23 protein-coding genes are annotated in these 25,268 nt (G+C 43.4%); 15 read left to right on the forward strand and 8 right to left on the reverse strand.

The features are described from left to right. The first annotated feature begins 71 nt into the window (after positions 1–71). Entirely contained in the window at positions 72–1,346 is a 1,275-nt protein-coding gene (locus AC570H_RS05490) for an Hsp70 family protein (RefSeq protein ID WP_497352518.1), read from the forward strand. A 267-nt stretch (positions 1,347–1,613) separates the two neighbouring features. On the opposite strand, the gene AC570H_RS05495 is transcribed toward AC570H_RS05490, so the two are convergent. Further along, positions 1,614–1,952 carry a zinc ribbon domain-containing protein YjdM gene (locus tag AC570H_RS05495; protein ID WP_497352520.1) on the reverse strand — a complete coding sequence of 113 codons (339 nt, stop codon included), beginning with the start codon at positions 1,950–1,952 and terminating at the stop codon, positions 1,614–1,616. 93 nt (positions 1,953–2,045) lie between these two features. On the opposite strand from AC570H_RS05495, the gene AC570H_RS05500 reads away from it, so the two are divergent. Further along, the gene (locus AC570H_RS05500; protein ID WP_497352522.1) at positions 2,046–3,905 is read left to right on the forward strand and encodes a PAS domain-containing sensor histidine kinase; all 1,860 of its coding nucleotides are present in this window, start codon (positions 2,046–2,048) and stop codon (positions 3,903–3,905) included. A 42-nt stretch (positions 3,906–3,947) separates the two neighbouring features. Here the strand turns inward: AC570H_RS05500 and AC570H_RS05505 are convergent, their stop codons facing one another. The 3 genes from AC570H_RS05505 to AC570H_RS05515 form a co-directional block, all read right to left on the reverse strand. Further along, a complete protein-coding gene (locus AC570H_RS05505) occupies positions 3,948–4,268 on the reverse strand; it encodes a MazG-like protein (RefSeq protein WP_497352524.1) in 321 nt (106 codons plus the stop codon). Positions 4,269–4,278: 10 nt separating this feature from the next. Beyond that, positions 4,279–4,614, reverse strand: coding sequence for a nuclear transport factor 2 family protein (locus tag AC570H_RS05510; RefSeq protein WP_497352526.1), 336 nt, complete (start codon positions 4,612–4,614; stop codon positions 4,279–4,281). A gap of 261 nt (positions 4,615–4,875) precedes the next feature. Beyond that, positions 4,876–5,349 (reverse strand): VOC family protein, encoded by a 474-nt coding sequence (locus tag AC570H_RS05515; RefSeq protein ID WP_497352528.1) that lies wholly within the window; start codon positions 5,347–5,349, stop codon positions 4,876–4,878. 136 nt (positions 5,350–5,485) lie between these two features. On the opposite strand from AC570H_RS05515, the gene AC570H_RS05520 reads away from it, so the two are divergent. Together AC570H_RS05520 and AC570H_RS05525 are read left to right on the forward strand one after the other, a co-directional pair. Beyond that, positions 5,486–7,228, forward strand: a complete 1,743-nt coding sequence (locus tag AC570H_RS05520) for an ABC transporter ATP-binding protein (RefSeq protein ID WP_497352530.1) — start codon at positions 5,486–5,488, stop codon at positions 7,226–7,228. Between the two features lie 173 nt (positions 7,229–7,401). Next, complete coding sequence (locus tag AC570H_RS05525; protein WP_497352532.1) at positions 7,402–10,317, forward strand: DEAD/DEAH box helicase; 2,916 nt, start codon at positions 7,402–7,404, stop codon at positions 10,315–10,317. Positions 10,318–11,308: 991 nt separating this feature from the next. Here the strand turns inward: AC570H_RS05525 and AC570H_RS05530 are convergent. The 4 genes from AC570H_RS05530 to AC570H_RS05545 form a co-directional block, all read right to left on the reverse strand. Continuing rightward, positions 11,309–11,491: a KOW motif-containing protein gene (locus AC570H_RS05530; protein ID WP_497352534.1), complete on the reverse strand. Its 183-nt coding sequence runs from the start codon at positions 11,489–11,491 to the stop codon at positions 11,309–11,311. Between the two features lie 236 nt (positions 11,492–11,727). Then, a complete protein-coding gene (locus AC570H_RS05535; RefSeq protein ID WP_497352536.1) occupies positions 11,728–12,630 on the reverse strand; it encodes an oxidoreductase in 903 nt (300 codons plus the stop codon). Between the two features lie 82 nt (positions 12,631–12,712). Continuing rightward, positions 12,713–13,621 carry a helix-turn-helix domain-containing protein gene (locus AC570H_RS05540; RefSeq protein ID WP_497352538.1) on the reverse strand — a complete coding sequence of 303 codons (909 nt, stop codon included), beginning with the start codon at positions 13,619–13,621 and terminating at the stop codon, positions 12,713–12,715. Positions 13,622–13,645: 24 nt separating this feature from the next. Then, entirely contained in the window at positions 13,646–14,023 is a 378-nt protein-coding gene (locus AC570H_RS05545; protein WP_497352540.1) for a hypothetical protein, read from the reverse strand. Between the two features lie 126 nt (positions 14,024–14,149). Between AC570H_RS05545 and AC570H_RS05550 the strand changes: the two genes are divergently transcribed. The 11 genes from AC570H_RS05550 to AC570H_RS05600 all read left to right on the forward strand — a co-directional run bounded on the left by AC570H_RS05550 (position 14,150) and on the right by AC570H_RS05600 (position 25,228). Then, positions 14,150–14,350, forward strand: a complete 201-nt coding sequence (locus AC570H_RS05550; RefSeq protein ID WP_497352542.1) for a hypothetical protein — start codon at positions 14,150–14,152, stop codon at positions 14,348–14,350. 104 nt (positions 14,351–14,454) lie between these two features. Further along, entirely contained in the window at positions 14,455–15,054 is a 600-nt protein-coding gene (locus AC570H_RS05555) for a hypothetical protein (protein WP_497352544.1), read from the forward strand. A 169-nt stretch (positions 15,055–15,223) separates the two neighbouring features. Then, the gene (rpsO, locus tag AC570H_RS05560) at positions 15,224–15,502 is read left to right on the forward strand and encodes a 30S ribosomal protein S15 (protein WP_497352546.1); all 279 of its coding nucleotides are present in this window, start codon (positions 15,224–15,226) and stop codon (positions 15,500–15,502) included. 116 nt (positions 15,503–15,618) lie between these two features. Beyond that, positions 15,619–17,757 carry a polyribonucleotide nucleotidyltransferase gene (pnp, locus tag AC570H_RS05565; protein ID WP_497352548.1) on the forward strand — a complete coding sequence of 713 codons (2,139 nt, stop codon included), beginning with the start codon at positions 15,619–15,621 and terminating at the stop codon, positions 17,755–17,757. A gap of 301 nt (positions 17,758–18,058) precedes the next feature. Continuing rightward, entirely contained in the window at positions 18,059–18,730 is a 672-nt protein-coding gene (gene rpe, locus AC570H_RS05570; RefSeq protein ID WP_497352550.1) for a ribulose-phosphate 3-epimerase, read from the forward strand. A gap of 10 nt (positions 18,731–18,740) precedes the next feature. Further along, positions 18,741–21,182 carry a TonB-dependent receptor gene (locus tag AC570H_RS05575; RefSeq protein WP_497352552.1) on the forward strand — a complete coding sequence of 814 codons (2,442 nt, stop codon included), beginning with the start codon at positions 18,741–18,743 and terminating at the stop codon, positions 21,180–21,182. A gap of 48 nt (positions 21,183–21,230) precedes the next feature. Beyond that, a complete protein-coding gene (gene serC, locus AC570H_RS05580; protein ID WP_497352554.1) occupies positions 21,231–22,298 on the forward strand; it encodes a 3-phosphoserine/phosphohydroxythreonine transaminase in 1,068 nt (355 codons plus the stop codon). Positions 22,299–22,301: 3 nt separating this feature from the next. After that, entirely contained in the window at positions 22,302–23,252 is a 951-nt protein-coding gene (locus AC570H_RS05585) for a D-2-hydroxyacid dehydrogenase (protein ID WP_497352556.1), read from the forward strand. A 153-nt stretch (positions 23,253–23,405) separates the two neighbouring features. Beyond that, positions 23,406–24,644: a DUF1015 domain-containing protein gene (locus tag AC570H_RS05590; protein WP_497352558.1), complete on the forward strand. Its 1,239-nt coding sequence runs from the start codon at positions 23,406–23,408 to the stop codon at positions 24,642–24,644. Positions 24,645–24,740: 96 nt separating this feature from the next. Then, complete coding sequence (locus AC570H_RS05595; RefSeq protein ID WP_497352560.1) at positions 24,741–24,968, forward strand: hypothetical protein; 228 nt, start codon at positions 24,741–24,743, stop codon at positions 24,966–24,968. Positions 24,969–25,012: 44 nt separating this feature from the next. Continuing rightward, positions 25,013–25,228, forward strand: a complete 216-nt coding sequence (locus tag AC570H_RS05600) for a hypothetical protein (RefSeq protein WP_497352562.1) — start codon at positions 25,013–25,015, stop codon at positions 25,226–25,228. The last annotated feature ends 40 nt before the right edge of the window (positions 25,229–25,268 follow it).

A 25,268-nucleotide genomic window follows, 5' to 3' on the forward strand; every position in this document is an offset into this window, starting at 1 on the left:
TTTTTTTTCTAAGCTATTTTTTGATAATTTCGCGGCCCGCAGTAATTTTTATTGTTTTCAGCCCACACCTTATGAAGAATTTTTTATACGGAATTGACTTTGGAACAACCAATTCGGCATTGGCTATTTATGACGAAGATTCAAAGGAAATCCACAGTACCATTATTATTCCTTCGCTCATCTACTTTTATCATCAGCTGAGTGCCGGAAATGCCAAAAATTATGTGGTTGGTGAAGAGGCTATTGCGGCCTATCTCAACGACGGCATGCGGGGCCGTTTCATCAAATCGATCAAGCAAATCCTTTCCAGAAGCAGTTTTACAGAAACCCGCATCCACAATAAAAGGTACAATGCTTCAGATTTGGTCGCTATTATTTTAAAGGAGCTAAAAGAGCGTGCCGATGAACTGATAGGACAGGATTGCAAAAAAGCGGTGATTGGCCGGCCGGTATTTTTTGACGACGATAATGTACAAAAGGATACCTTGGCGCAAAGCAGGTTGAGCAAAGCTGCCGAAATTGCTGGCTTTACGGAAGTTCGTTTCCAGTTCGAACCCATTGGCGCCGCCTTTGCCTACGAAAAAACACTGGCCAAAAGAGAAAATGTATTGGTGGCCGATCTTGGTGGGGGAACAACAGATTTTACCTATTTGGTACTCGATCCGGAAAAGGTAGGCAGCAAAGACAGAAAAAACGACATGATGGCTACAGGCGGGATCTATATAGGTGGCGATAGCTTCGATTCGTCGTTTATGTGGGAAAAAGGCACGCCTTATTTTGGCAAGCATACCCAATACGAAGCCACGCCAGGCAAGGTGCTTACCGTTCCCAAATCGCTTTTTGTAAATATTTGCTCTTGGGAAAAGATGAACTTTTTTAATGGCCAGCGCATCAAAAAAGAAATCGAAGACTATTATTATTTTTCGCGTAACGACCGGAAATTTAAAAATCTGATTACGCTTGTCGACAATAACCTGGGCTATTCGGTGTTTCAGGCCATTGAAAAGACCAAAATTACGCTTTCCGATAACCTCAGTTCAAAATTTAGCTATCACAATAGGGGTATTGAGATTGAAGAGGAGATTCCGCTTTCAGATTACGAGCAAATCATCAAAAAGGATGTAGACCGGATCTCGGCTTACCTGGATGAGTTTATGCTACAACATCAAATTGAAGCCAAAAACATCGATAGTCTTTTTCTAACTGGCGGTACTTCAATGGTGGGCAGCATTCAAAAATTGTTTAAAAACAGGTTCCCGCATATTGCCATGAACTCAGGCGACAACTTTAAAAGCGTTGCCAAGGGCTTGGCCTATAGTGGCTATTTATTTGATGGACAAAGCTAGTTGCAGCAAAGCATAAAAGCTCATCAATTCTTTTATTGGTTAACACTCTTTCTTCGGGGTTTGTTCGGAGCTTGTTCGGACATTGGTCGGAATAAGTACAGGTTTATCCGAATAAACTCCGAAGTAGGCCTGTATAAAATTGGGACTAATTGGGGTCAGGCCTTGGTCAGCTCCAACAAAGGCAACGGCATAAGGAAGCTTATGCCTATTTACAGCGGATAAGTGGAAGGATTTTGTCAGCCCTTAGCTAAAAGCAAGGCTGAAGGACTAGGCCTTTTTTACGAATTCGGACTTTAACGCCATGGCTCCAAATCCATCTATTTTGCAGTCGATGTTATGGTCGCCATCCGTCAAACGGATATTCCTTACTTTGGTTCCGGCCTTAATGCTCTGTGAAGTGCCCTTTACGGGAAGATTTTTGATGGTAACCACCGAATCGCCATTCTGAAGGATGTTTCCATTGCTGTCTTTCACGATTAATGAATCTTCTGCTGTCTCACTAGCTGCCAGGCTCCACTCGTTTCCGCATTCTGGGCAGGCGAGCAGGTCTCCCAATTCGTAAGTATAGCTTGATTTACATTGTGGGCATGGAGGATATTCGGTCATTTTGTAGTTATTTAAGCGCCAAAGGTACAAATCATCGCTGCACTTTTTTATGTTTTCATGCTATTTTGTTAATTTGTATTCCAATTCCTAAATATGGACACCACATCAAAAGCAGCTCATCATGATCCTCGGCTTACCGAGAGCGAAGAACGTTTCCGTTCATTGGTAACGGCCACTTCAGATGTTATCTATCGCATGAGTCCAGACTGGAGTGTGATGAGACAATTAAATAGCAGTGGATTTTTGTTGGATACCGGCGAACCCATCAGCGATTGGAAACAAAAGTACATTTATGCCGAAGACCTGAAAATGGTAGAAGAGGCCATTGCCCATGCGATCGACACCAAAACCATGTTCCAGCTGGAACACAAAGTGCAAAGGGCAGACGGTACCACGGGTTGGACACTATCAAGGGCCGTACCTATTTTTGATGAGGAAGGAAACATTAGCGAATGGTTTGGAGCTGCCAATGATGTTACCCCAAGAAAACAGACCGAACAGGCATTAAGTGAAGCCAAAGACGAAGCTGAACAGCAAAAAAGGCTGTATGAGGCCATTACCTCAGGCACGCCAGACCTGATTTATGTATTTAGCCTGGATTATCGCTTTACCTATGCAAACGAAGCCCTGCTCAAGATGTGGGGCAAGAAATGGGAGGATGCCATCGGTAAGCGCTTGTTGGATAATGGCTATGAACCTTGGCATGCCGAAATGCACGAACGCGAAATAGACGAGGTTGTGGCTACCAGGAAATCGATACGTGGCGAAGTATCCTTTCCGCACTCGATTTTGGGCAGCCGCATTTACGATTATATTTTTACACCGGTTATTAACGATAGAGGCGAAGTAGAAGCCGTGGCCGGAACAACAAGAGACATTACCGAAATCAGGATGTCTGAGATCAGCCTGGCCGAAAGCGAGGCCCGTTTTAGGAATATGGCCGAAGGAACCAATATTTTTATCGCCATGTCAAATGAAACAGGAGGAGCGATTTACTTTAACCAATCGTGGAGCAAGCTGACGGGCAAAAGCATGGAAGCGCTGATCAACTTTGGCTGGGCAGAACTGCTTCATCCCGACGATAGGGAAAGGCACCTTGCCGTTTACCAGGAAGCAATGGAGATGCAGGCACCTGTTCACGATAGTTTTCGGCTCCTGAATAAAGACGGCAACTACAGGTGGATGCTGGTTGATGGTTCGGTAAGGCGCTACAGCGATGGCTCTTTTGCCGGGCATGTGGCCGCTGCGGTTGACATTACAGAGATGAAAGAAGACGAATTGCGCAAAAATGATTTCATCAGCATGGTGAGCCACGAACTCAAAACGCCACTTACCTCGGCCCAGGGATATATCCAGATCCTCAAGAAAAAAGCAACGGAACACCAAGACCAGTTTGCCAAAGGCATGTTGGAACGTATGGAAAAGCAGATTGGTAAGATGACTACCATGATCAATGGCTTTTTAAACGTGTCGCGCCTTGAATCTGGCAAGATAGATATCGACCTGCAAAGATTTGACATGAAGGCATTGATGCGGGAGATTGAAGAAGAAACCTTGGCCACGGTATCCAGCCATCATGTGGTTTTTGCACCGATTGAAGAAACCTGGGTGTTTGCAGATTACGATAAGATTGGACAGGTGATCCAGAATTTCATCAGCAATGCAGTTAAATATTCGCCAGACAGTTCTGCAATCCATGTGGACTGCAAAAGAGTGGAGGGAAATATACAATTGAGCGTAAGAGATGCAGGGATCGGCATTGGCGAAGAAGACCTTTCTCGACTTTTTGAGCGCTTTTACCGGGTAAAAGACATAGAAATCAGGAGGATTGCCGGTTTTGGCATTGGGCTCTACCTTTGTGCAGAAATTGTGAAAAGGCACGGAGGTTCAATCTGGGCAGAGAGCCAGCTCGGAACGGGCAGTACCTTTTATTTTACCCTGCCGGTATATTGATTTCCTGATTAAGGTTCCTGTTGGATGGATTTTTATCGTCTATTATTTGAAGAGCTGTTCGGTGTTTTTTAGGAAATTTCCAACAGCTTGTTTAATATCGATATCCATTCGGTCAGCCAACACAATCAGCCACCAAATGCTTTCGCCCAGTTTATGCTCCAGTTCGGTAGCGGTATCGGCTTTTGGCCAACGTTGCTGTTGCGACATGGTATGGCGACCCACTAGGCCTGCATCCGTTAAAAAGGCCAAAGCATCTTCTTCAACCGACCATTTGCTGCCATGGTGTACAAGCTCAAGTTCATGGTATTGTGCTCTTAGCGCCAAAGAGCGGGCTATAATTTCGTCAAAATTGTTGTTTTCCATTGTTGCTTGCTTAAATTAAATTTGCTATTGCTGCGGCGATCTTTCCGTTTTTAAAATCAAGCTCAAAACTGCCGTTGATTTTTCCTTCAGGGAAGGTTCCTGTAAATTCTACTTCCAAATAGGCCTGGCTTTCGCTTTTAATCTCTAACTGTAGAAGCCGGGTCTGGGTTTGATACCCGATAAAATAACTGATAAAATAAGACCGAATGCCTTCGTGGCCGATGAATTTTCGTCCAACAGAAGGATCGTCGAGGATGGCATCTGTTGTAAATTTTTCCAAATAGGCATCGACATTAAAGGTATTGCCCAGCTCGATCCATGAGGCTATAAATGATTTGATATCCATTGTTGCTTTGTTGGTTTGCATGTTGTTCCACAAAAATCAGCAATAGCTAGCTGGTACAAGTATCCATTTTGAAGTTTAGAGTAGCCAAAATGAAGTATTGCTAGGGGGAAATAGGAGTTAGGTAATAGTAAATAGATATTAGATAATACCGCTATACCGTAATACGCCTAATAAGGTTCGAAAAAACCAACAACTAACAACGAGCAACTAACAACTATCAACGAACAACGAACAACGAGCAACGAGCAACGAACAACCAACCTACCCCTTAGCCGCTTCTTCAATGTCTTTGATGATGATTTTTTGCATTTTCATCATGGCTTCCATTACGCGTTTGGCTTTGGCTGCATCTTTGTCGTTTAGCAACTCGGGCAACATGGCTGGAGAAACCTGCCAAGACAGGCCGAATTTGTCTTTTAGCCAGCCGCATTGCGAAGTTTCGCCGCCTCCGGCAACCAGGTTGGTCCAGTAATAATCTATTTCTTCTTGGGTATTGGCTTCAATGGAGAAAGATACAGATTCGTTAAATGTAAAGTTCGGACCACCATTGAGCAACATAAATTGTTGGTTTTCTATTTCAAGGTCGGCTACCAAAAGCTCTCCTGCAAAATGCGGAGCATCGTCGGGATAATAGCTTTTGTGGAGCACTTTAGCATTTTTGAATACTGAACTGTAAAATTCAATGACTTCCTCTACATTGTGGTTAAGCCATAAGCAAGGTCTTATCTTTTGCATGATTTTGGTTTTTGCAGGTTATTGAACTACAACAATTTCCCTCCCAAATATGTTTGCATTGTGTTGAACTGATTTCAAACAAAGCCTATCCTTTTTTGGTTCTTGATTTGGCCGGTTAATTGTTGCCAGAAAATTTATGAAATTACTTTGGAAATACCTGAGGCAACATCGGCCACTGGTTTTATTTTCGCTTTTGCTGGCTGGCGCTGCCCAGGCGCTCAGCTTGGTAGATCCCATTATTTTTGGAGAGATCATCGATCGCTTTACCGGCAACATGGGCGGCTATACCGAGCGTCGTTTGGTAGGCGAAATAACGGGTTGGCTGGCACTGGCGCTGGGTATCGCCATATTATCCAAACTGTTTAAGGCCCTGCAGGATTATTTTATGCGTAAAGCCGTAGCCGGATTTGGAATGAACATTTTTAACGATGGATTGAAGCAAACGCTCCGGCTTTCCTATCATGAATTTGAAGAGGGCAGAAGCGGTACCACCTTATCGGTACTGCAGAAAGTGAAAACAGATTCAGAGCGCTTTATCAATGCCTTTATCAATGTATTGTTTTCCTCGCTGGTGGGTGTTGCCTTCCTGATTTGGTACAGCATCAGCAGAAACTGGTTATTGGTGCCCGTATTTTTTGTAGGCGTGCTACTTTTGGGTTCACTAACCGGACTGGTCTCGAAAAAGATTAAATTTATCCAACGTTCCATCAACAGGCAATCAGACAAACAAGCGGGCGTAATTACCGAAAGCCTTCGGAACATTGAACTGGTGAAAAGCCTGGGCCTCACCTTTGCCGAAATCAGAAGGCTCAACGAGCTGACCTTGAATATCTATAAACTAGAAATGGTGAAGGCGCGCAAAGTCAGCTTCCTTTCTTTTTTGCAGGGAAATATGCTGGCGCTTTTGAAACAGTCGATCCTTTTTATCCTGCTCTGGCTTATTTTTAGGAATGTGCTCAGTACCGGCGAACTGATCGCCATGCAGTTTATTTCGGTAGCCATTTTTACGCCGTTGCAAGACCTGGGAAACATGATCATCCTGTACAGGGAAGCCGATGCATCCATGCATACTTTTGATGCCATGATGAAGAAACCGATAGAAGAAAGACCGGTAGATTCTGTTGAAGTGGGACCATTGGAAAGGCTGCGGTTTGAGGATGTGGTGTTTAGGCATCGAACGGCTTCCTATAATGCCATCGATCACCTTTCGTTTGCAGTTGATGTTGGCGAAACCATTGCCTTTGTGGGGCCTTCAGGCTCTGGAAAATCGACCTTGGTTAAATTGCTGGTTGGCCTTTACCTGCCTTTAGAAGGACATATCTATTTCAACGATATCGATTCTGCTACGGTGAGGTACAATCCTTTGCGTCGGCAAATTGGTTTTGTAACGCAAGAAACACAGCTGTATGCGGGTTCCATTAGAGATAACCTGTTGTTTGTAAGGCCAGGAGTTACAGATTTGGAGATCAATGACGCCATTAGGCAGGCCTCGGCCGAAAGCCTGATTGCAAAGGCCTCTGGTGGCTTGGATACGATATTGGGCGAAAATGGAATGAAACTTTCGGGTGGCGAAAAGCAGCGGATCTCCATTGCCAGGGCATTGTTGAGGCAACCAAACCTGCTTATTTTTGACGAAGCTACATCTGCACTCGATTCGCTGACCGAAGAAGACATCAATGCCACCATTCGGGATATTTCGGCCAGTAGAAAACGCATGACCATTCTCATCGCACACCGCTTATCGACCATTATGCATGCCGACCGCATTTTTGTGCTGGAAAAAGGCAAGATCTCGGAAGTAGGTACGCATAACGAGCTGCTGGTGCAAAAAGGCTTGTACTATTCAATGTGGAGGCAACAGGTGGGAGAGAGACGGTAGGAAGAGGGAAAATGGGAGATGGAAGAGGGGAGATGGAAAAGGGAAGAGGGGGAAATAGGCAGGAGAAATAAACAGGCTAAATTTTTGCTAATTTATTTAGTAGGTTTTTGCTGATGTCCGGATTTTTTAACCGTTATTTGTGTAGCTGTTTAAACAGTTCAGGTTGAGCAATAATGAAGGAAGAACAGGACTCTAGCCATAAAATAGATTACGAGAAATTTGTGCCGATCCTTAAAACGGATAACAGCCGCTTGCCTTTGTCTGATCATCATGAAATGGCATTGGTGTTTAGCAGGCATCGTTTTTATAGGCATTTGGTTATCGATCTGATCACTGCGGAAAAGGGGAAGAATGGCAAACTCAAAAACCCTTTCCAGTTTCTTGACCCTATGGACAGGATATGGAAGGCCGAACAGCAAGAAGAAATCAAGTTTTTGGCTGGTCTTTCGCGTTTCAGGAATAATTATGACGATGGCAGAACAGCAGCCGATTTTGAAGCATTGAAGGCCGTCATCGCCAATCCGCTAAAGCTGGATTTTTATATACTCGACGAAAAAAAATCGGCAACAGTCAATGCCGGTACGTTGATTCCCGCAAAATTTTCCCTATTAAAACCCAGTCTAACGCTTGATGTAGATGAAAGAGGGGATACCTTTGCCATTTCGGGTCTGCTCCATTTAGATGGGAAAAGCTATGCCTTAGCAAACATTACGCTTCATTACCGCTATTTTGTTCAACTAGACAAGCAATTTTACCTGATTGGCGATTCTTATTTTTTAAGCCTCATCGATTTTTTTAAGCAACATCAAAATAATTTGGTAATAGAAAGGGAAGCCTATGAGGAGTTTCGCGAAAAAATCCTTTCCAAGCTGGAAGAAAAGATTAAAATCAATTATGCCTACCTCAAACCGGCCACCGAAAAGCAGCGTATAGAACAGGGCTTTGACCTGGATAACGAACAGCTGGTCTATTTATCCGATTCAGAGGATTTTGTGCTGATCACGCCAGTAATGAAATATGGCAATTTGGAAATTCCGGTGATCTCCCAGAAGCAGATCCAGGCCAAAGACAAAAGAGGCAAGTTGTTTACCATTGAGAGAGATGCAGAGAAAGAATTGCAACTGATCACGGTCATTGCCAAATCGCATCCCTATTTGATGGAACAAGTGGCTGAATTTGCGGAACAGCGCCATGCCGACTGCTTTTATATCCACCGCAAGCACTTTATGGAACCTTCTTGGTTTCTCGACGCGTTTGACGCTTGGCGAAGCAATGGGATTGCCATTTTGGGCTTTAACGCGCTTCGCGACAATCAATTGAGCCCTTATAAAGCAGAGGTAGCCATTCACGTCATCAGCGGTATCGATTGGTTTGAAACCGCAGTCAAAGTACAGTTCAACAAACAGCTGCTTTCGCTTAAACACCTGCATAAATCAATCAGGAACAAGAATAGGTTTGTTTTGTTAGACGATGGAACCATGGGCATCATTCCCGACGAATGGTTACAGAAACTAGAGGGGTATTTTAGTGCAGGCGAAGTGTTGGGAGACGTGCTCCGTACGCCACACATCAATTTTGCTACAGTTGAAGCCCTGTATGAGGCTACGCAATTAGATCGGGAGGCCATAGAACGACTGGTATTGTACCGTTCAAAACTGGAGGCTTTTAACACCATCGAAAGCATCTCCCCACCAAAAGGACTCAAGGTTGCCCTGCGCAGCTACCAACAGGAGGGCTTAAACTGGCTTAATTTTTTGGATGAGTTTAATTTTGGAGCCTGTTTGGCAGATGACATGGGCTTGGGCAAAACGGTTCAGGTATTGGCTTTTATCCTCTCTCAGCGGGAAAAGGCTGTCAAAAACACCAACCTGGTGGTGGTGCCTGCCTCGCTGGTATTCAACTGGTTGCAGGAAATCAAAAAGTTTGCACCTTCTCTAAAAGTATTGACCATTTACGGTGCCGAAAGGTCCAAACTGATCGATGACTTTGATCAATACGAAATCATCCTTACTTCTTATGGCACACTCTTGTCTGATGTACGTTGGCTAAAGGATTATTCTTTTAATTATATCGTTCTAGACGAGTCGCAGGCCATCAAAAATCCAGATTCACAGCGCTATAAGGCGGCTCGACTGCTCAAATCGCGCAATAAGATCATCATGACGGGAACGCCGATAGAGAACAACACTTTTGATATTTATGGGCAGCTTTCATTTGCCTGTCCGAGATTGCTGGGAAGCAGGGAGCAGTTTAAAAGGCTGTATTCGGTGCCTATTGACCAGTTCAAAGACAAAAAACGGGCAATGGAACTGCAGGCCCGTATCAATCCCTTTGTGTTGCGGCGCACCAAGGCCCAAGTGGCAAAAGAGCTTCCAGATAAAACGGAGATGGTAATTTACTGCGAAATGGGCAAGCACCAGCGCGAAATTTACGAAGGATGCCGAACCGAAATTAGGGATTACATTTTGGGTACGGCCGAGGATGAACTGACCAAAAGCAGCATGCATGTATTACAGGGCATTACCAAATTGAGACAGATCTGTAATTCGCCGAGCATTTTGGGCGAGGAAAAATATTATGGCAATGCCTCGGCCAAGATGGATGTGCTCCTCGAACAGATTGAGAGCAAATCGCCCTACCATAAGATTTTGGTGTTCTCACAGTTTGTGAGCATGCTAGACCTGGTAAAGGCCGAACTAGAGGCACGTCATATTTCATTCGCCTATTTAACCGGCCAAACCAAGAACCGTGAGGCTGTTGTCGAATCCTTTCAGCAAAATGAGGAGGTTAGGGTATTTCTGATTAGTCTTAAGGCTGGTGGTGTGGGCTTAAACCTCACTCAGGCTGCTTATATCTACCTGATCGATCCTTGGTGGAACCCCGCAGTTGAAAACCAGGCGATAGACAGGGCGTATCGCATTGGGCAGCACCAGAATGTAATGGCAGTCCGGCTGATCTGTCCAGATACCATTGAAGAGAAAATCATGCTTATGCAGGCACATAAAAAAGACTTGGCAAGCAGCCTCATCAAAACAGAGACTTCTGTTTTTAAATCCCTCAGCAAGAAAGATTTGCTCGACCTGCTTTAGTGGCTATTCTGTGAGGTGGGTGGGGACACCCACCTCTAGCGGGTGTTAGTGGGCGGTGGGACACCGCCCACTTGACAGTTTCTTAGTGTTTGGGTAGCTATTATAGGTTTTCAAACACTTCTCTAACGAGGGTTGGCAGGCAGTCTCATCAAAACAGCTCTGTTTTAAAATCTCTGAGCAAGAAAGACTTGCTCGATCTGCTTTAGCGAACATTATCTATAAGGTGGGTGGGGACACCCACCTTTAGCGATGTTAGTGGGCGGTGTCACCACCGCCCACTTGGTAGTTTCTTAGTGGTTGGGCATCTATTATAGGTTTTCAAGCACTTCTCTAGCGAGGGTTGGCAAGCGGTTTCATTAAAACAGAGGCTTCTGTTTTTTTATCCCTCAGCAAGAAAGGTTTGCTCGATCTGCTTTAGCGAACATTATCTATAAGGTGGGTGAGGACACCAACCTCTAGCGGGTGTTAGTGGGCGGTGTCTCCACCGCCCATTCTAGCGAGGGTTAGCAAGCGGTTTCATTAAACATAGATATCTGTTTTTAAATCCCTCAGCAAGAAAGACTTGCTCGACCTGCTTTAGCGACTATTCTGTGAGGTGGGTGGGGACACCCACCTCTAGCGGGTTTTAGTGGGCGGTGTCTCCACCGCCCACTTGGTATTTTCTTAGTGGTTGGGCATCTATTATAGGTTTTCAAGAACTTCTCTAGTGAGGACCTGGCAAGGAGCCTCATCAAAACAGAGGCTTCTGTTTTAAATATCTCAGCAAGAGAGGTTTATTCAACCTGCTTTAGAAACCGTTATCTATAAGGTGGGTGGGGACACCCACCTCTAGCGGGCGGATGTTAATGGGCGGTGTCCCCACCGCCCATCTGAGCTTCTTGACAATTTCCTTAGTGTTTGGCAACTATTATAGGTTTTCAAGCACTTCTCTATCGGGTGCTAATGGGCGGTGTCCTCACCGCCCATCTGAGCTTCTTGATGTTGGTAACTATTATAGGCTTTCAAGCACTTCTACATTCTTTGCTAGCGTTTTAAACCTTACACCGTTTGCTTGGGTAACTGTTAGGGTTATGTGCCCCGTTTTGCTGGTATTGATATTACTTACCGTTCCAGATTTGCCTTTGTGTGTTCCTCCGGTTACTTTGCAGTTGTCGCCGTTTTTTAAAGTTGCCATGTATTGCTTCGATTTTTAGCTAAGATAGGCGTTTTTGATAGCACTACCAGCCCAAGTTGGCTAAACCTGATAGGAGCGGACACGAAGTAAAGCGGATAGCAGGACTGCATTGACCGGAATAGTACCGTCTTTGCTTTTCTGATGATGATATTTTGTGTGAAGACGGCTAAATAAAAAAATCCACCAATAGCAATCGGTGGACCTTTTTGTAGGCTAGAAATGTTTTCTCAAGTATTTTAAACCGGAAAATCAATGCCACTGGCTATAGTGGCCCAGTTCCAAAGCTTTTTGGCCAGTTCTTCGTCCAAGGCTTTTGGTATGATTTCGGCCTCGGCCGGATAGCCTCTTACGCCGCCATCTTGGTCGGGTCCGTACAATCTGCCTGCCAATGCTTTGGGCTCAGTGGCCGCGTATAAAGCTGGCAACGCACCTTGCCAGGCCTCCATCAATACGCCAAAGCGTTTCAAGGCTTCCTGGTATTCGTCGTCGCTCATGTGCCTGATCAGGTCGGTTTTATTGGCACCCGGCTGCGAAGCAATAGAAATTATTTTGTCGCCAGCTTGCTCAATCCTACGTTGCAGTTCGAGCGAGAACAAGATATTGCCAAGTTTGCTCTGGCTATACTCGCGCATCGGATCGTAATCTATTTCTGATCTCAGGTTGTCGAAGTTGATTTCGCCCCTTAAATAGGCCAAACTACTTACGGTTACTACTTTAGCCCCATCAGTGCTTTTTAACAGGGGATACAAATGGCCTGTCAATGCAAAATGACCTAAAAAATTAACGCCAAACTGCAGTTCAAAGCCATCGGCGGTTTTGCTGGCTGGCGGGATCATTACACCTGCATTGTTGATGAGGATGTGCAATTTTCTGTGTCTTTGCCTAATGCCGATTGCAAATTCTTCAATTGCCTGTAAACTGGCTAGGTTTAAAATGCCTAATTCTAATGTGCCTTTGCCACCTTTTTGCCAAAGGAGGTCCATGGCTTCTTCGGCACTGGCCTGATTGCGGCAAGCCAAAATCACATGTGCACCGGCTTCGTATAATGCCAATGCAGTTTCAAAGCCTAGGCCCGTATTGGCACCGGTTACCATGGCTGTTTTTCCAGATAAGTCTGGGATATTGTTTTTTGTCCACATATTCGATTGAATTTTTATAGGACAAATTTCCGGAGAAAACCTTGTTCAGGTGCTACAGAATTGAAACCAAAAAGTATAAAAATCAATCAATTTTATCTAGCCTGAATTTTTTAGGAGTTGCTTTTGTCCATTTTTTAAAGAAGCTCGAAAAATGATTGGGTTCCTCAAAGCCCAAGGTCCAGGCAATTTCGGCGATGGTCCAATTGGTGCTCCTGAGCAAAATTTTGGCTTCCTGGGCAATTCTTGCATTAATGAGCTGAGAGGTAGTCTGTCCGGTGGTTTCCTTTAAGGCTTTGTTGAGGTGGTTCACATGCACATTGAGCTGCGTAGCAAAGGACGATGGTGAAGCCAATTTGAGTGTTTGGTTACTGTATTCTATGGGAAACTGGCGTTCGAGCAATTCGGTGAATAGGCCTGCAATGCGTTCCGATGCATTCGATTCGGCATGTTTATGGCCAGCCAAAGGCCTGAGTTTTTGCGCTTCGTGCACCACTTCCATTAAGAGGTTACGCAACAAGTCGTATTTATATAAGTAGTCGCTCTGCAATTCGCTTAACATTCTTTCAAATAAGGTCTTGTATTTTTCTGCTTCAAGTTTTGATAAAGGTATTACTGCTGTGCTGGCCTGCTGAAAAACGGGATAATCAACTATGTTGCCAAACTTGCTGAAAAATGATTCTGTAAAAATGCAGACATAGCCTTTTTGGTCTTCGTCTATAATTTCCCAGAAGTAGGGAACCATTGGATTGGTGAAAACCATTACACTTTCGGTTACTTCGAAAGACTGGTCGGCATAATGGATTTTGCTGTGTCCTGTAACCAAACTGACCTTGAAAAAGTCGCGCCGGCTGTAGCTCACGGGCTTATTGGCTGCTAAGCGCAAATCTTCTACTTTAAAGATATTAAAGTGGCCCACTTCATTTCTGATGGGTTCTTTTGTTTGGCGCAATGCGTTCTTGTAAAAGTCGTCGAGTTCAACAAATTCTGGCATTGGGCAAAGCTACAAAAATCAAATTTAAGTTTCGTCTTTTGGTGGCAGGTCGCTTTCTTCTTTCTGGGCGATGATTTTCTGTTTCTTCAGGTCTATCCTGATCAGGTTGTAAATGCTCATGTACACATTGGCTATCCATACCAGTGCAAAACCAGAAATCACATAGCCGCGCCAATCGGGATAAAGCAGCTTGTATTGCGTAATGAACAACATGAAAACCGTTACATAATGGCTAAAGCAATACTCGCAGGTAAAAAGATAGAAAAACTTGCGTTGGTAAAGGTGCTTGCATCCCTTTGATTTGTTGACGCAAAACTCCCTTATTTCTCTAAATACCTCTTCTTTGGTAAAGGTCCAGGCAATACAGGCGATGGGAAGGGCTAAAATGAATATGGTTTCCATAAGCTCAGCTTTTGAGACCATAAACCTTAAGAGCGGTAAATATGTTTTAACATCTTTTTTTACTGACCGCTTTTAGACAAAACTTTTCGCTTGCCCAAGGGTTAGTTGAGTATCAATTCTTGTTTTATGAAAGCTACAGATCCAAAAAACAGTCCAGATCCGGTATCCAGACCCAGCAACGAAGAAATAGAAACCGATTTAACGAGTAACAAGAAAGCCATTAAGGGAGGAGACAACAAACCTAAATCCTTGCCCAGCGATGGCCCATTTAGCGAAGAACGCGCCAAGGGCGAAGAAAAGCTCGGCAATTTGGGATATGAAGATTAGTTAATTCTTTGATCGTCATGTTTGTCCCCCTTTGGAGGGGGCAGGGGGAGGATCGTATTGCTAATTTAATTTTTATCGTATTTTGCATTGATAAATTTGAAAGTATGACCATGAAATTTGGTTTCTTAATCTTACTAATGCTATTGGCCACTCATCTGGTTGGGGCACAGGAGAAATTAGTGAAAGACTTGGATAACGACAACATAAAAGACACGGTTTACATTGATGTAAGCCGTTCGCTTATCGTTTGTAAGTTATCACTCCAAAAATTCAAGCCGGTTAACAGTAAGCCCATCGAGCTTTCGGGTGAAAATTCGCGTGTAGAAGCTACTTCATCGGGCTTTAAGTTTGCAACCAACTGGATGCGCGCCGGCTTTAGCTGCCAGTTTCGCTATGAACCCAAAACAGCACAAATACGTTTGATCGGCATGAAGCGCTACGAGTTTGGCAATGCAGCCAATGATGGGAGCGGCGAATCGAGTGTAAACCTGCTCACCAACGATTACATCGGTGACTGGAACTATTTTGATCTCCACGAGAACATGCTCAATAAAATTCCGACAATCAAACGTAAAATGGTTTTGCCTAAAACCTATTTGAGCAACTTTAACGAGGGGGTGTTTGAGGACTACCAGTCAAAATGCTTCGATTTGTTTATGGCGGGCAAGAAGAAAATGATGGCACAAAAAGCCAAGAAATCCTAAGTGCGCTGTAGCAATTGATCGTTGGGGATGTTGATCCATTCTAACTCGTTAATATTCAGTTCGGTATTTTAAATTTTGACAAAACGTTTTTGCTTTGCGAATCGATAAAAATACTTTATCTTTGCGCCACAATTAATTAATTTATAAACACTTTAGTATCATTCAAGAAATGTATTTAAGTAAAGAGGTAAAAGCCGAAATTTTCAAAAAACACGGCGAAACAGAAACCAACACAGGTTCTGCAGAAGGTCAGGTAGCATTGTTTACTTACCGCATTGCGCATTTAACAGAGCACTTGAAGAAAAATCGTAAAGATTTCTCTACTCAGTTATCGCTTCAAAAATTGGTAGGTAAACGTCGCGGAATTTTAGCTTACCTATACAAAAAAGATATTGCGCGTTATCGTGCTATCATCAAAGCTCTTGAGCTTAGGGATATCATTAAATAAGCTTTTATCATTAAAAGCCATTCGTTAAGAGTGGCTTTTTTAGTTTAACACAAGAAAAATAAATATATAAACAAGATGTGTTTCAAAGAGGAAAAATGCATCACAACAATTTGTAAATGAATGTAATAAAAAAATCGTTCGACTTGGGCGATGGAAGAATTGTAGAAATTGAAACAGGCAAATTGGCCAAGCAGGCCGATGGTTCTGTGGTTGTAAAAATGGGCGATACCATGTTGCTAGCAACAGTAGTATCTACGGTAGGTGCCAAACCAGGTACCGACTTTTTACCACTATCGGTTGATTACCAAGAAAAATACGCGGCAACTGGCCGTATCCCAGGCGGTTTCTTACGCCGTGAAGCAAAATTATCTGATTATGAGGTTTTGATTTCTCGTTTGGTAGACAGGGCTTTGCGTCCGATGTTCCCAGAAGATTATCATGCTGATACACAAGTAATGATCTCTTTGATCTCTGCTGATAAAAACATTATGCCTGATTGTTTGGCAGGTTTGGCAGCTTCGGCAGCGCTAGCAGTTTCTGATATTCCGTTTAACGGACCAATTTCAGAAGTACGTGTAGCTAAAATCGACGGCAAACTGATCATCAATCCTTATGTAAGCGATTTAGAGCGTGCTACTTTAGAATTCGTAGTGGCGGGTTCTCACCACGATATTGTGATGGTAGAGGGTGAAGCCGACGAAATCCAAGAAGAAGAAATGGTTGAAGCCATCAAATTTGCACACGAAGCGATCCGTGTTCAATGCAAGGTTCAATTAGAATTGCAAGAAGAAGCTGGCAAAACGATGAAACGTTTGTACAGCCACGAAGACCACGATGCCGAATTGCGCGAAAAAGTATATGCAGAATCTTATGCACAAGTATACGAAGTAGCTAAATCTGCAAGTACCAAAGAAGCTCGTTCAGAGGCTTTTACAGCAATCATTAACGATATGCTAGACAATCAGGCTGAAGATACTCCTGATTTGACCAAAGCCTTGATCAAAAAATATTACCACGATGTACAGTATGATGCCGTACGTAATTTGTTGCTAGATGAAGGCATCCGTTTGGATGGCCGTTCAACTACACAAATCCGTCCAATCTGGAGCGAAGTTGGCTATTTGCCGGCCGCTCACGGTTCAGCCGTATTTACCCGTGGCGAAACCCAATCATTAACTTCGGTTACTTTAGGTAGCAAAGACGATGAGCAAATGATTGATGGTGCCTTCTTCAATGGCTATAACAAGTTCTTATTGCACTATAACTTCCCTGGTTTCTCAACTGGTGAGGTTAGACCGAACAGAGGCGTAGGCCGTCGTGAGGTTGGCCATGGTAACTTGGCGATGCGTTCGTTGAAAAAAGTATTGCCAACTGGCGAAGCTAATCCATACACCATCCGTATCGTTTCTGATATTTTAGAATCTAACGGTTCATCATCAATGGCTACCGTTTGTGCGGGTACCTTGGCTTTGATGGATGCAGGTATTAAAATCAAGGCGCCAGTTTCTGGTATCGCCATGGGTTTGATTACCGATAGCAAATCTGGTAAATATGCCATTCTTTCTGATATCTTGGGTGATGAAGATCACTTGGGCGATATGGACTTTAAAGTAACGGGTACCGAAAACGGTATTGTTGCTTGTCAAATGGACTTGAAAATCCATGGCTTGTCATACGAAGTTTTAACCAAAGCTTTGAACCAGGCTAAAGAAGGTCGTTTGCATATTTTGGGCGAGATGAAGAAAACCATCAGCGAGCCTGCATCAGACTACAAACCACATGCACCTCGTATTGTTTCGTTAACCATCGATAAAGAATTTATTGGTGCGGTTATCGGACCAGGCGGTAAAATTATCCAAGAAATGCAACGCGAAACCGGTGCCAGTATTTCAATCGAAGAGGTTGATAACAAAGGTATCGTAGAGGTATTTGCCGATAACAAAGCGGCTATTGATGCAGCTGTTGCCCGTATCCGCGCTATTGCGGCCAAACCAGAAATTGGTGAGGTTTATACCGGTAAAGTAAAATCGATTATGCCTTTTGGTGCTTTCGTTGAAATTATGCCAGGAAAAGATGGTTTATTGCACATCTCTGAAATCGACTGGACCCGTTTAGAAACAATGGACGGTGTATTCAAAGAAGGTGATATCATTGAAGTGAAGCTATTGGATGTGGATAAACAAGGCAAAATGAAACTTTCTCGTAAAGTGTTGTTGCCAAGGCCTCCAAAACCGGAAGCTGCGCCACAAGCATAGATTTAGAGGCGTCATCCTGAACTTGTTTCAGGATCTACCTCGAGAGAGACCCCGGATCAAGTCTGGGGTGACGAACTCTTCGAGTCGACGCATAAATAATTTAAACCCTTTCAGTTTACTGGAAGGGTTTTTTGTTGGAATTTACTTTGTTTCAAATGATTTTGTAACTTGCAGGTATTGGAATAAACTAAAAAAGAAATCGTCTTTGCGATCCCGATTTTATATCGGGAGAAGCAATCTCATTTGATAAATCAAAGAAAGATTGCTTCGTCATACTTCCTCGCAATGACGTAAATATAAAATGAAACACATCATAGCCCCATCCTTACTTTCGGCTGATTTTGCCAACCTGCAACGCGATATTGAAATGATCAACAACAGCGAAGCCGATTGGTTCCATGTAGATGTAATGGATGGTGTGTTTGTACCGAATATCTCTTTTGGTTTTCCGGTAATTACGGCAGCCAAAAAATACGCGAAGAAACCTTTTGATGTGCATCTGATGATTGTTGATCCTGACAGGTATGTACAGGAATTTGCCAATGCCGGCGCCAATGTGATTACGGTTCATTACGAAGCCTGTGTACACTTGCATCGGGTGGTGCAACTGATTAAAAGTATGGGTTGCAAGGCTGGCGTGGCTATTAATCCGCATACGCCGGTAAGCCTGCTTAAGGATATTTTAACCGAGCTCGACCTGGTTTTGGTGATGTCGGTAAATCCAGGTTTCGGCGGACAGCAATTTATTCCTCAAACCCTAACTAAAGTAAAAGAGCTAAGACAGCTGGCCAACCAAATCAATCCCGGGTTGATTATAGAAGTTGATGGGGGAGTTGGCATTTCGAATATTGGCAGTTTAATTGCCGCTGGTGCCAATGCTTTTGTTGCGGGCAATGCCATTTTCGCCGCACCTGATCCCGTTCAAATGATTGCCGAATTGAAAGGCGTTGAAGTGGGCACACAACAAATCTAACCTCGCTTTTATGCTCAAAACCTACCTGTCTGTTCTGGCCTTGTTACTGAGCTTTGCTTTGGCAAATGCACAGCCAATGGTTAGGGTTACAGGAGTGGTCACAGACTTTAAAAACGATCCTTTGCAACAGGTTACCGTTTCGGTGCTCGGCCAGCAAGAATCTACTTTAACGGCTGTTGATGGCAGCTACACCATTTATTCAAAGACAACTTCGTTTACCATTAAATATAATTTGCTGGGTTACAAACCAGTATTGCTTAAAATTAACGAAAAGATAGCCGGGAGGTTGGTTAGGAATATTACGCTTATTCCCAATATCAACGAATTGGAGCAGGTTACAGTAACCAATCGGCAAAACCAACTCACCAATACCAGTACCATTAATATTGCCGATTTGCCTTCTTTGCCATCGGTATCGGGCAATTTTGAGGCTATTTTGAAAACCCTGCCCGGCGTTTCAACCAATAACGAATTAAGCTCTCAATACAGCGTAAGGGGTGGCAGTTTCGACGAAAACTTGCTTTATGTAAATGATGTAGAGATTAACCGGCCCATATTGATCAGGAATGGCCAGCAGGAAGGGCTCAGTTTTATCAATGGCGATTTGGTAACCCGGGCAAAATTTTCTGCAGGAGGCTTTGAGGCGCGTTACGGCGACAAGCTGTCGTCGGTGTTGGATGTAAGGTATGATCGGCCAGATAGCAGCCAATTGTTGCTGACTACCGGGTTTTTGGGCACTTCGCTCACCGCTAAATATGTAAAGCCCAAAGGTTTTTTGTTGGCTGGCCTGCGCTATAAAAACAACAGCAATGTGCTGAACAAACAGGATAACAAAGGCAGCTATAATCCCAATTTTGGTGATGCACAGGTGCTGTACCAATACAATTTCTCGGATAAGTTTAGCCTGAGTGCAATGGGCAATTTTAACGTGGGGCAGTTTAAATTGGTGCCCGAAGACCGCGAAACCCAGTTCGGTACCTTAGATACCCAATTGCGCCTAAACATTGCCTACAATGGCCAAGAAATAGATACCTACAGGACTTCTGGTGCCGCTGTGACGGCTATTTTTAGTCCACACCCCAGCATCGTTATCAAATGGATCAACAGTTATTTTAATACCAAGGAGCGCGAACGTTTTGACATTGAAGGGCGTTATGTTTTTGATGAATTGGAACCTGGCTTTAACGGAGGTGGATTTACGCCGGTTAGGGCAAATAGAGGAGTGGGTACTTACCTTAACTATGCCCGTAACAGCCTTAATTCGCAAGCTTATAGTTCTGAAGTTAAATTAGACCAGAATTTTAACAACCACCTTTTCTCTTGGGGAGTGAGGTTCGAATACAATAGGTTTAGAGACGAGCTTAGCGAATACCATTTAACGGATTCAGCAGGTTATATTCTGCCTTATGATTCGAAAAAATTCTATTTGGAGCAATCCATCAATGCCAAAAACAAAGTCGATATTTTTAACTACACCGCCTTTATCCAAGACAGTTACAGCCTGACCAAGAATACCGATTTACAAATTGGCGTACGCGGCAATTACAATAGCTTAAATACGCAGTTTTTGCTGAGCCCGAGGTTATTGCTCGCTTATCGGCCATCGGGCAATAACAAGATCATCCGCTTTACGGCAGGCGTTTACCAGCAGGCGCCAACCTACCGCAGTATCAGGGCTTATGACGGTTCTTTATTCCTCAACCAAAAGGCGCAACGTTCTTATAATACCTCGGCCAGTTTCGATTATGCCTTCGATGGCTTGGGTACACGCTTAAAATTCAGTGCCGAAGCCTACTTCAAGTTTGCAGATCGTTTGGTGCCCTATGTGATTGATAACGTAAGGATCAAATACCTGTCTGATCAAACTGCCAAAGGCCATACTTATGGAGCTGATTTTAGCATAGGAGGGGAGTTTGTGAAGGATTTGGTATCCTATTTCAGGCTTTCGTTTATGCGGGCAGATCAGGATATTATTGGCGATTCGTTCACCAAAAAAGATGCATCCGGCCAATTGACCACTATCTATCCAGGCTACTTGAAACGGCCAACCGATCAACGTGTTAATTTTTCGATATTTTTTCAGGATAGATTGCTGAAAAGTCCGACCTATAAAGTACATTTGAACCTGTTGTACGGATCGCGTTTGCCAATTGGCTCGCCACAGAGCGACCACTACTCAGACGACTTCCAAATCCCTGCCTATAAACGGGTTGACATTGGTTTTTCTAAGGATTTTTTAGACGATGCCGCACTGCGAAAACCTAAATTATTGGATAAATATTTTAGTTCGTTTATTGCTTATATAGAAGTTTTTAATTTGCTCAACGTCAATAACACCGTATCTTATTTGTGGTTGAAAGATGTTGACAATGTACACTATGCCGTACCTAATTATTTAACCGGCCGACAGTTCAATTTTAAATTGATCTTAAAGTTCAAAAACCGTCAATAATTAGGAGGGAAAGTGTTAAATTTACACTAACAAAAAAATCAAATAAAAATGAGACACAATTTTGGAGCAGGTCCCTGCATTTTACCTCAAGAAGTATTTAAACAGGCTTCTAGAGCAGTTGTAGATTTTAAAGACGGACTATCAATTTTGGAAATTTCTCATCGTAGCCCCGAGTTTGAAGCGGTGATCGAGGAAGCCAACAAATTGGTAAAAGAGCTTTTGAATGTACCCTCGGGCTACTCCGTTTTGTTTTTGCAGGGAGGAGCCAGCATGCAGTTTGCAATGGTGCCGATGAACTTGTTGCCAGAAGGCAAAACAGCGGCTTACCTAGAAACCGGTGTTTGGGCCAATAAGGCAATTAAGGAAGTGAAGTATTTTGGACAGGCAAATGTAGTGGCCTCGTCTAAAGATGCCAATTTCACTTTTATCCCTAAAGATTATAGCATTCCAGAAGACAGTGTTTATTTCCACTGCACTTCTAACAATACCATATACGGAACAGAAATGTTCGATTTGCCAGCAACCAAAGTACCCGTTGTTTGCGATATGTCTTCAGATATCATGAGCCGTGTAATCGACGTTTCTAAATACGATTTGATCTATGCGGGTGCACAAAAGAATATCGGCCCTGCTGGTTTAACCATCGTGATTGTAAAAGACGAGATTTTAGGCAAAACCGGAAGAGCCATTCCTTCTATGTTGGATTATCAACAGCACCTGGACAACGGCTCAATGTACAATACGCCACCGGTATTTTCGATTTATGTAGCGATGTTGAACCTGAACTGGTTAAAATCTAAAGGTGGCGTTGCCGAAATCGAAAAAGAAAACAAAGCCAAGGCACAAGCGCTATACGCCGAAATTGATAGGAATTCATTGTTCAAAGGAACTTGTGCCGTTGAAGACCGCTCGAGAATGAACGTTTGCTTTGTGATGGAAAATCCAGAACTGGAAAAAGCATTCCTGAAATTGGCCGACGAAAATGGCTTCGAAGGCTTAAAAGGGCACAGAAGTGTAGGCGGCTTCAGGGCTTCTATGTACAACGCACTGCCAATTACCAGCGTACACGCGCTAATCGATTTAATGCAAACCTTTGAAGAAAAATACGCTAAATAAATTATGATCAAGATACTCGCCAATGATGGCATAGATCCAATTGGAAAAAAATTACTGGAAGATGCCGGGATCACTGTTGATACCCAAACCATTCCTCAAGATCAGTTGGCGCAAGCCTTGTTAAACTACGATGGCATTACCGTACGCAGTGCAACCAAAGTAAGAAAAGAACTGATCGATGCCTGCCCAAACATCAAATTGATTGGTAGGGGCGGTGTAGGCATGGATAACATTGATGTAGAATATGCCCGTAGCAAAGGCGTTGCTGTGGTGAATACGCCGGCAGCTTCCTCTTTATCGGTAGCAGAACTGGTTTTCTCACATTTGTTTACAGGGATCCGTTTCTTACATGATTCGAACCGGAAAATGCCGGTAGAAGGCAATACCAAATTTAACGACCTTAAAAAAGCCTATGCCAAAGGAACCGAATTAAGAGGCAAGACCTTAGGGATTATCGGCTTTGGCCGCATAGGCAGGGAAACTGCTACCTTGGCTTTGGGCTTAGGCATGAATGTATTGGCCTATGATCTTTATCCTTACAATGGCAGCATCTCTTTGAGTTTCCAAGGCGGTGTTAAAGTTGATATTCTAGTTAAAACCGTGAGCTTGGAAGAAGTAATTGCCAATAGCGATTTTATTTCTTTGCACACGCCTTTTGCGGACAAGCCTATCTTAGGCGCAGCTGAGTTTGCTGCGATGAAACCAGGCGTGGGCGTAGTGAACTGTTCGCGTGGCGGTACCATTGATGAGCAGGCCTTAATAGAGGCATTGGATTCGGGTAAGGTAGCTTTTGCAGGTTTAGATGTGTTTGATAACGAGCCAACGCCTCTACAGACGATCTTAAGCCATCCAAAAGTATCGTTAACGCCACATATCGGTGCTTCTACCAACGAGGCGCAAGAGCGTATCGGTACAGAATTAGCCAATTTGATTATCGAGCACTTCAACAAATAAGTATTCGATTAATCGATAGATAAAAATCTCCGGTCGTTTGGCTGGAGATTTTTTTTTTGACCTTATAAGACGTATTTAGAGAAAATTAATGCATTTATCTTGAAAAAGACAATGAGCAAACCTATCTTCGCCCTAAACCATTTATAAATCCTTATGGCGAGGATCAAGCCTTTCTGTGCCTTAAAACCTTCTTTAGCATTGCTCGATCGCGTTGTTACGCGACCGCTGGAAAATTACAGTATCGGACAGGCCAGGCTGATTGCCTCTGAAAATCCTGTGAGTTTTTTGCACCTGATTAATCCGGAATTGGACAATCCTTATTTGCGTGGTTCGCGACAAGAATTGGTATTTAAAAAGATTGGTGAAAACCTCGACGATTTCATCGAAAAGCAAATCCTGGTTACAGAAGAACGGCCTGCCATTTACATTTATCAGGTGAAGCATGATGGACTGGTACAAACAGGCATATGGACGCTTACCCACATCAACGATTATTTAGAAGGCCATATTAAAAAACACGAGCACACGGTAGAGAGAAGGGAAAGGTTATTGGCGGAGTACCTGCAACAAACTGATTTAGATGCCAATCCGGTATTGATTACCTACCATCCGAATGCGCTTATCAAAACGCTCATTGAAAAATACACGGCATTAAAACCAGCGATAGATTTTTCTTTTGCCGATGCTACCGAACATCGGGTTTGGATTGTAGACGAACCGCAAGACCTGGAGCTTTTGGTTGGTACTTTTGCGCAGATTCCCGCAGTTTACATTGCTGATGGACACCATAGGGCAGCTTCGATGGCCAAAATGGGCCTGCACAAAAGAGCACTGTATGCGAACGACGAAACAGCCGAATTCAATTACTTTTCTACGGTATACATGGATACCCAGGAAGTAAAAGTGCTGGAGTATAATCGTTTAGTAAGGGATTTGGCTGGTTTAACGGAGGAAGAATTTTTAAAAGCCATTAGCAGTTCTTTTGAGTTAGAAAAAATGCCTGAACAGTTCAAGCCTGTTGATTTACATCAGTTTGGCATGTGCCTGAAGTCGGGATGGTATAAATTGGAAGCCAAAGCCCATCTTTATAATGATGATCCGGTAGGCTGTTTGGATGTGAGTATTTTGCAAGATCATATTTTGGTTCCCTTGTTGCGCATTACCGACCCAAGAACAGATGCCCGAATTACTTTTGAGGGTGGAAAAACTTCGCTCAAAGCACTCGAAAAACAAGTGGATAACGGTACCAATGCAGTAGCCTTTGTGTTGGTGCCAACGGCCATAGAACAGCTCATTAATGTAGCCGATGCCAATAAGGTAATGCCTCCCAAATCTACTTGGGTAGAACCCAAATTCTTGGTCGGACTTTTATCCCACTACTTTAAGGGATAATTTTTGTAAAAAAATAGAACTAAAATTTAACGGTAATTAATTGCAGGTCAGTTTGTTTACGCTTACCTTAAGGGTAGAGATCAAAACTGGATTTGTATGAAAACACAATTAACTGCTCAGGCATTAACGCGTGCCGAGATGAAAAAAGTAACTGGAGGAGGAGGGATTGACGATGGTTATTGCATCCCTCAAAACGATCCAACCAGGTATTGCTTGTTGGGCGGAGCAACCACTTCTTGCTTGGATGTGCCTTGTTGTTGCGATTTTTATTGTAACTCTGAATTTGACGGCGAAAATGTAGTTAATGTTTGCAGGGCAATCTAATGCGTTAACACCTCTTTAATCATTCCTAACCTAAAATAAATGATATGAAAACACAATTTGCTGTTAAGGCATTAACACGTGCCGAAATGAAAAAAGTAACAGGTGGATCAGGTTTCTGTGTGCCAGATGATGGTACCCAGCCTTGCTTGTTGGCAGGTGCAACGATTTCCTGTCTAGAAATTCCATGTTGCTGTGATAACTTTTGTGCCCCAGAGTTTAACGGCAGCGACTTCGTTCATGTTTGCCGCTCATGGCAATAACCTTTAATTACTAAGGCTATTTTAAAATTTGATGGCCACA

This window comes from Pedobacter sp. B4419 (genome assembly GCF_059693725.1).

Excerpts from the sequence above, each read along its gene's own strand:
- AC570H_RS05490 (WP_497352518.1), top strand. The coding sequence starts at position 72 with ATGAAGAATTTTTTATACGGAATTGACTTTGGAACAACCAATTCGGCA.
- AC570H_RS05495 (WP_497352520.1), bottom strand. The coding sequence starts at position 1,952 with ATGACCGAATATCCTCCATGCCCACAATGTAAATCAAGCTATACTTAC.
- AC570H_RS05500 (WP_497352522.1), top strand. The coding sequence starts at position 2,046 with ATGGACACCACATCAAAAGCAGCTCATCATGATCCTCGGCTTACCGAG.
- AC570H_RS05505 (WP_497352524.1), bottom strand. The coding sequence starts at position 4,268 with ATGGAAAACAACAATTTTGACGAAATTATAGCCCGCTCTTTGGCGCTA.
- AC570H_RS05510 (WP_497352526.1), bottom strand. The coding sequence starts at position 4,614 with ATGGATATCAAATCATTTATAGCCTCATGGATCGAGCTGGGCAATACC.
- AC570H_RS05515 (WP_497352528.1), bottom strand. The coding sequence starts at position 5,349 with ATGCAAAAGATAAGACCTTGCTTATGGCTTAACCACAATGTAGAGGAA.
- AC570H_RS05520 (WP_497352530.1), top strand. The coding sequence starts at position 5,486 with ATGAAATTACTTTGGAAATACCTGAGGCAACATCGGCCACTGGTTTTA.
- AC570H_RS05525 (WP_497352532.1), top strand. The coding sequence starts at position 7,402 with ATGAAGGAAGAACAGGACTCTAGCCATAAAATAGATTACGAGAAATTT.
- AC570H_RS05530 (WP_497352534.1), bottom strand. The coding sequence starts at position 11,491 with ATGGCAACTTTAAAAAACGGCGACAACTGCAAAGTAACCGGAGGAACA.
- AC570H_RS05535 (WP_497352536.1), bottom strand. The coding sequence starts at position 12,630 with ATGTGGACAAAAAACAATATCCCAGACTTATCTGGAAAAACAGCCATG.
- AC570H_RS05540 (WP_497352538.1), bottom strand. The coding sequence starts at position 13,621 with ATGCCAGAATTTGTTGAACTCGACGACTTTTACAAGAACGCATTGCGC.
- AC570H_RS05545 (WP_497352540.1), bottom strand. The coding sequence starts at position 14,023 with ATGGAAACCATATTCATTTTAGCCCTTCCCATCGCCTGTATTGCCTGG.
- AC570H_RS05550 (WP_497352542.1), top strand. The coding sequence starts at position 14,150 with ATGAAAGCTACAGATCCAAAAAACAGTCCAGATCCGGTATCCAGACCC.
- AC570H_RS05555 (WP_497352544.1), top strand. The coding sequence starts at position 14,455 with ATGACCATGAAATTTGGTTTCTTAATCTTACTAATGCTATTGGCCACT.
- rpsO (WP_497352546.1), top strand. The coding sequence starts at position 15,224 with ATGTATTTAAGTAAAGAGGTAAAAGCCGAAATTTTCAAAAAACACGGC.
- pnp (WP_497352548.1), top strand. The coding sequence starts at position 15,619 with ATGAATGTAATAAAAAAATCGTTCGACTTGGGCGATGGAAGAATTGTA.
- rpe (WP_497352550.1), top strand. The coding sequence starts at position 18,059 with ATGAAACACATCATAGCCCCATCCTTACTTTCGGCTGATTTTGCCAAC.
- AC570H_RS05575 (WP_497352552.1), top strand. The coding sequence starts at position 18,741 with ATGCTCAAAACCTACCTGTCTGTTCTGGCCTTGTTACTGAGCTTTGCT.
- serC (WP_497352554.1), top strand. The coding sequence starts at position 21,231 with ATGAGACACAATTTTGGAGCAGGTCCCTGCATTTTACCTCAAGAAGTA.
- AC570H_RS05585 (WP_497352556.1), top strand. The coding sequence starts at position 22,302 with ATGATCAAGATACTCGCCAATGATGGCATAGATCCAATTGGAAAAAAA.
- AC570H_RS05590 (WP_497352558.1), top strand. The coding sequence starts at position 23,406 with ATGGCGAGGATCAAGCCTTTCTGTGCCTTAAAACCTTCTTTAGCATTG.
- AC570H_RS05595 (WP_497352560.1), top strand. The coding sequence starts at position 24,741 with ATGAAAACACAATTAACTGCTCAGGCATTAACGCGTGCCGAGATGAAA.
- AC570H_RS05600 (WP_497352562.1), top strand. The coding sequence starts at position 25,013 with ATGAAAACACAATTTGCTGTTAAGGCATTAACACGTGCCGAAATGAAA.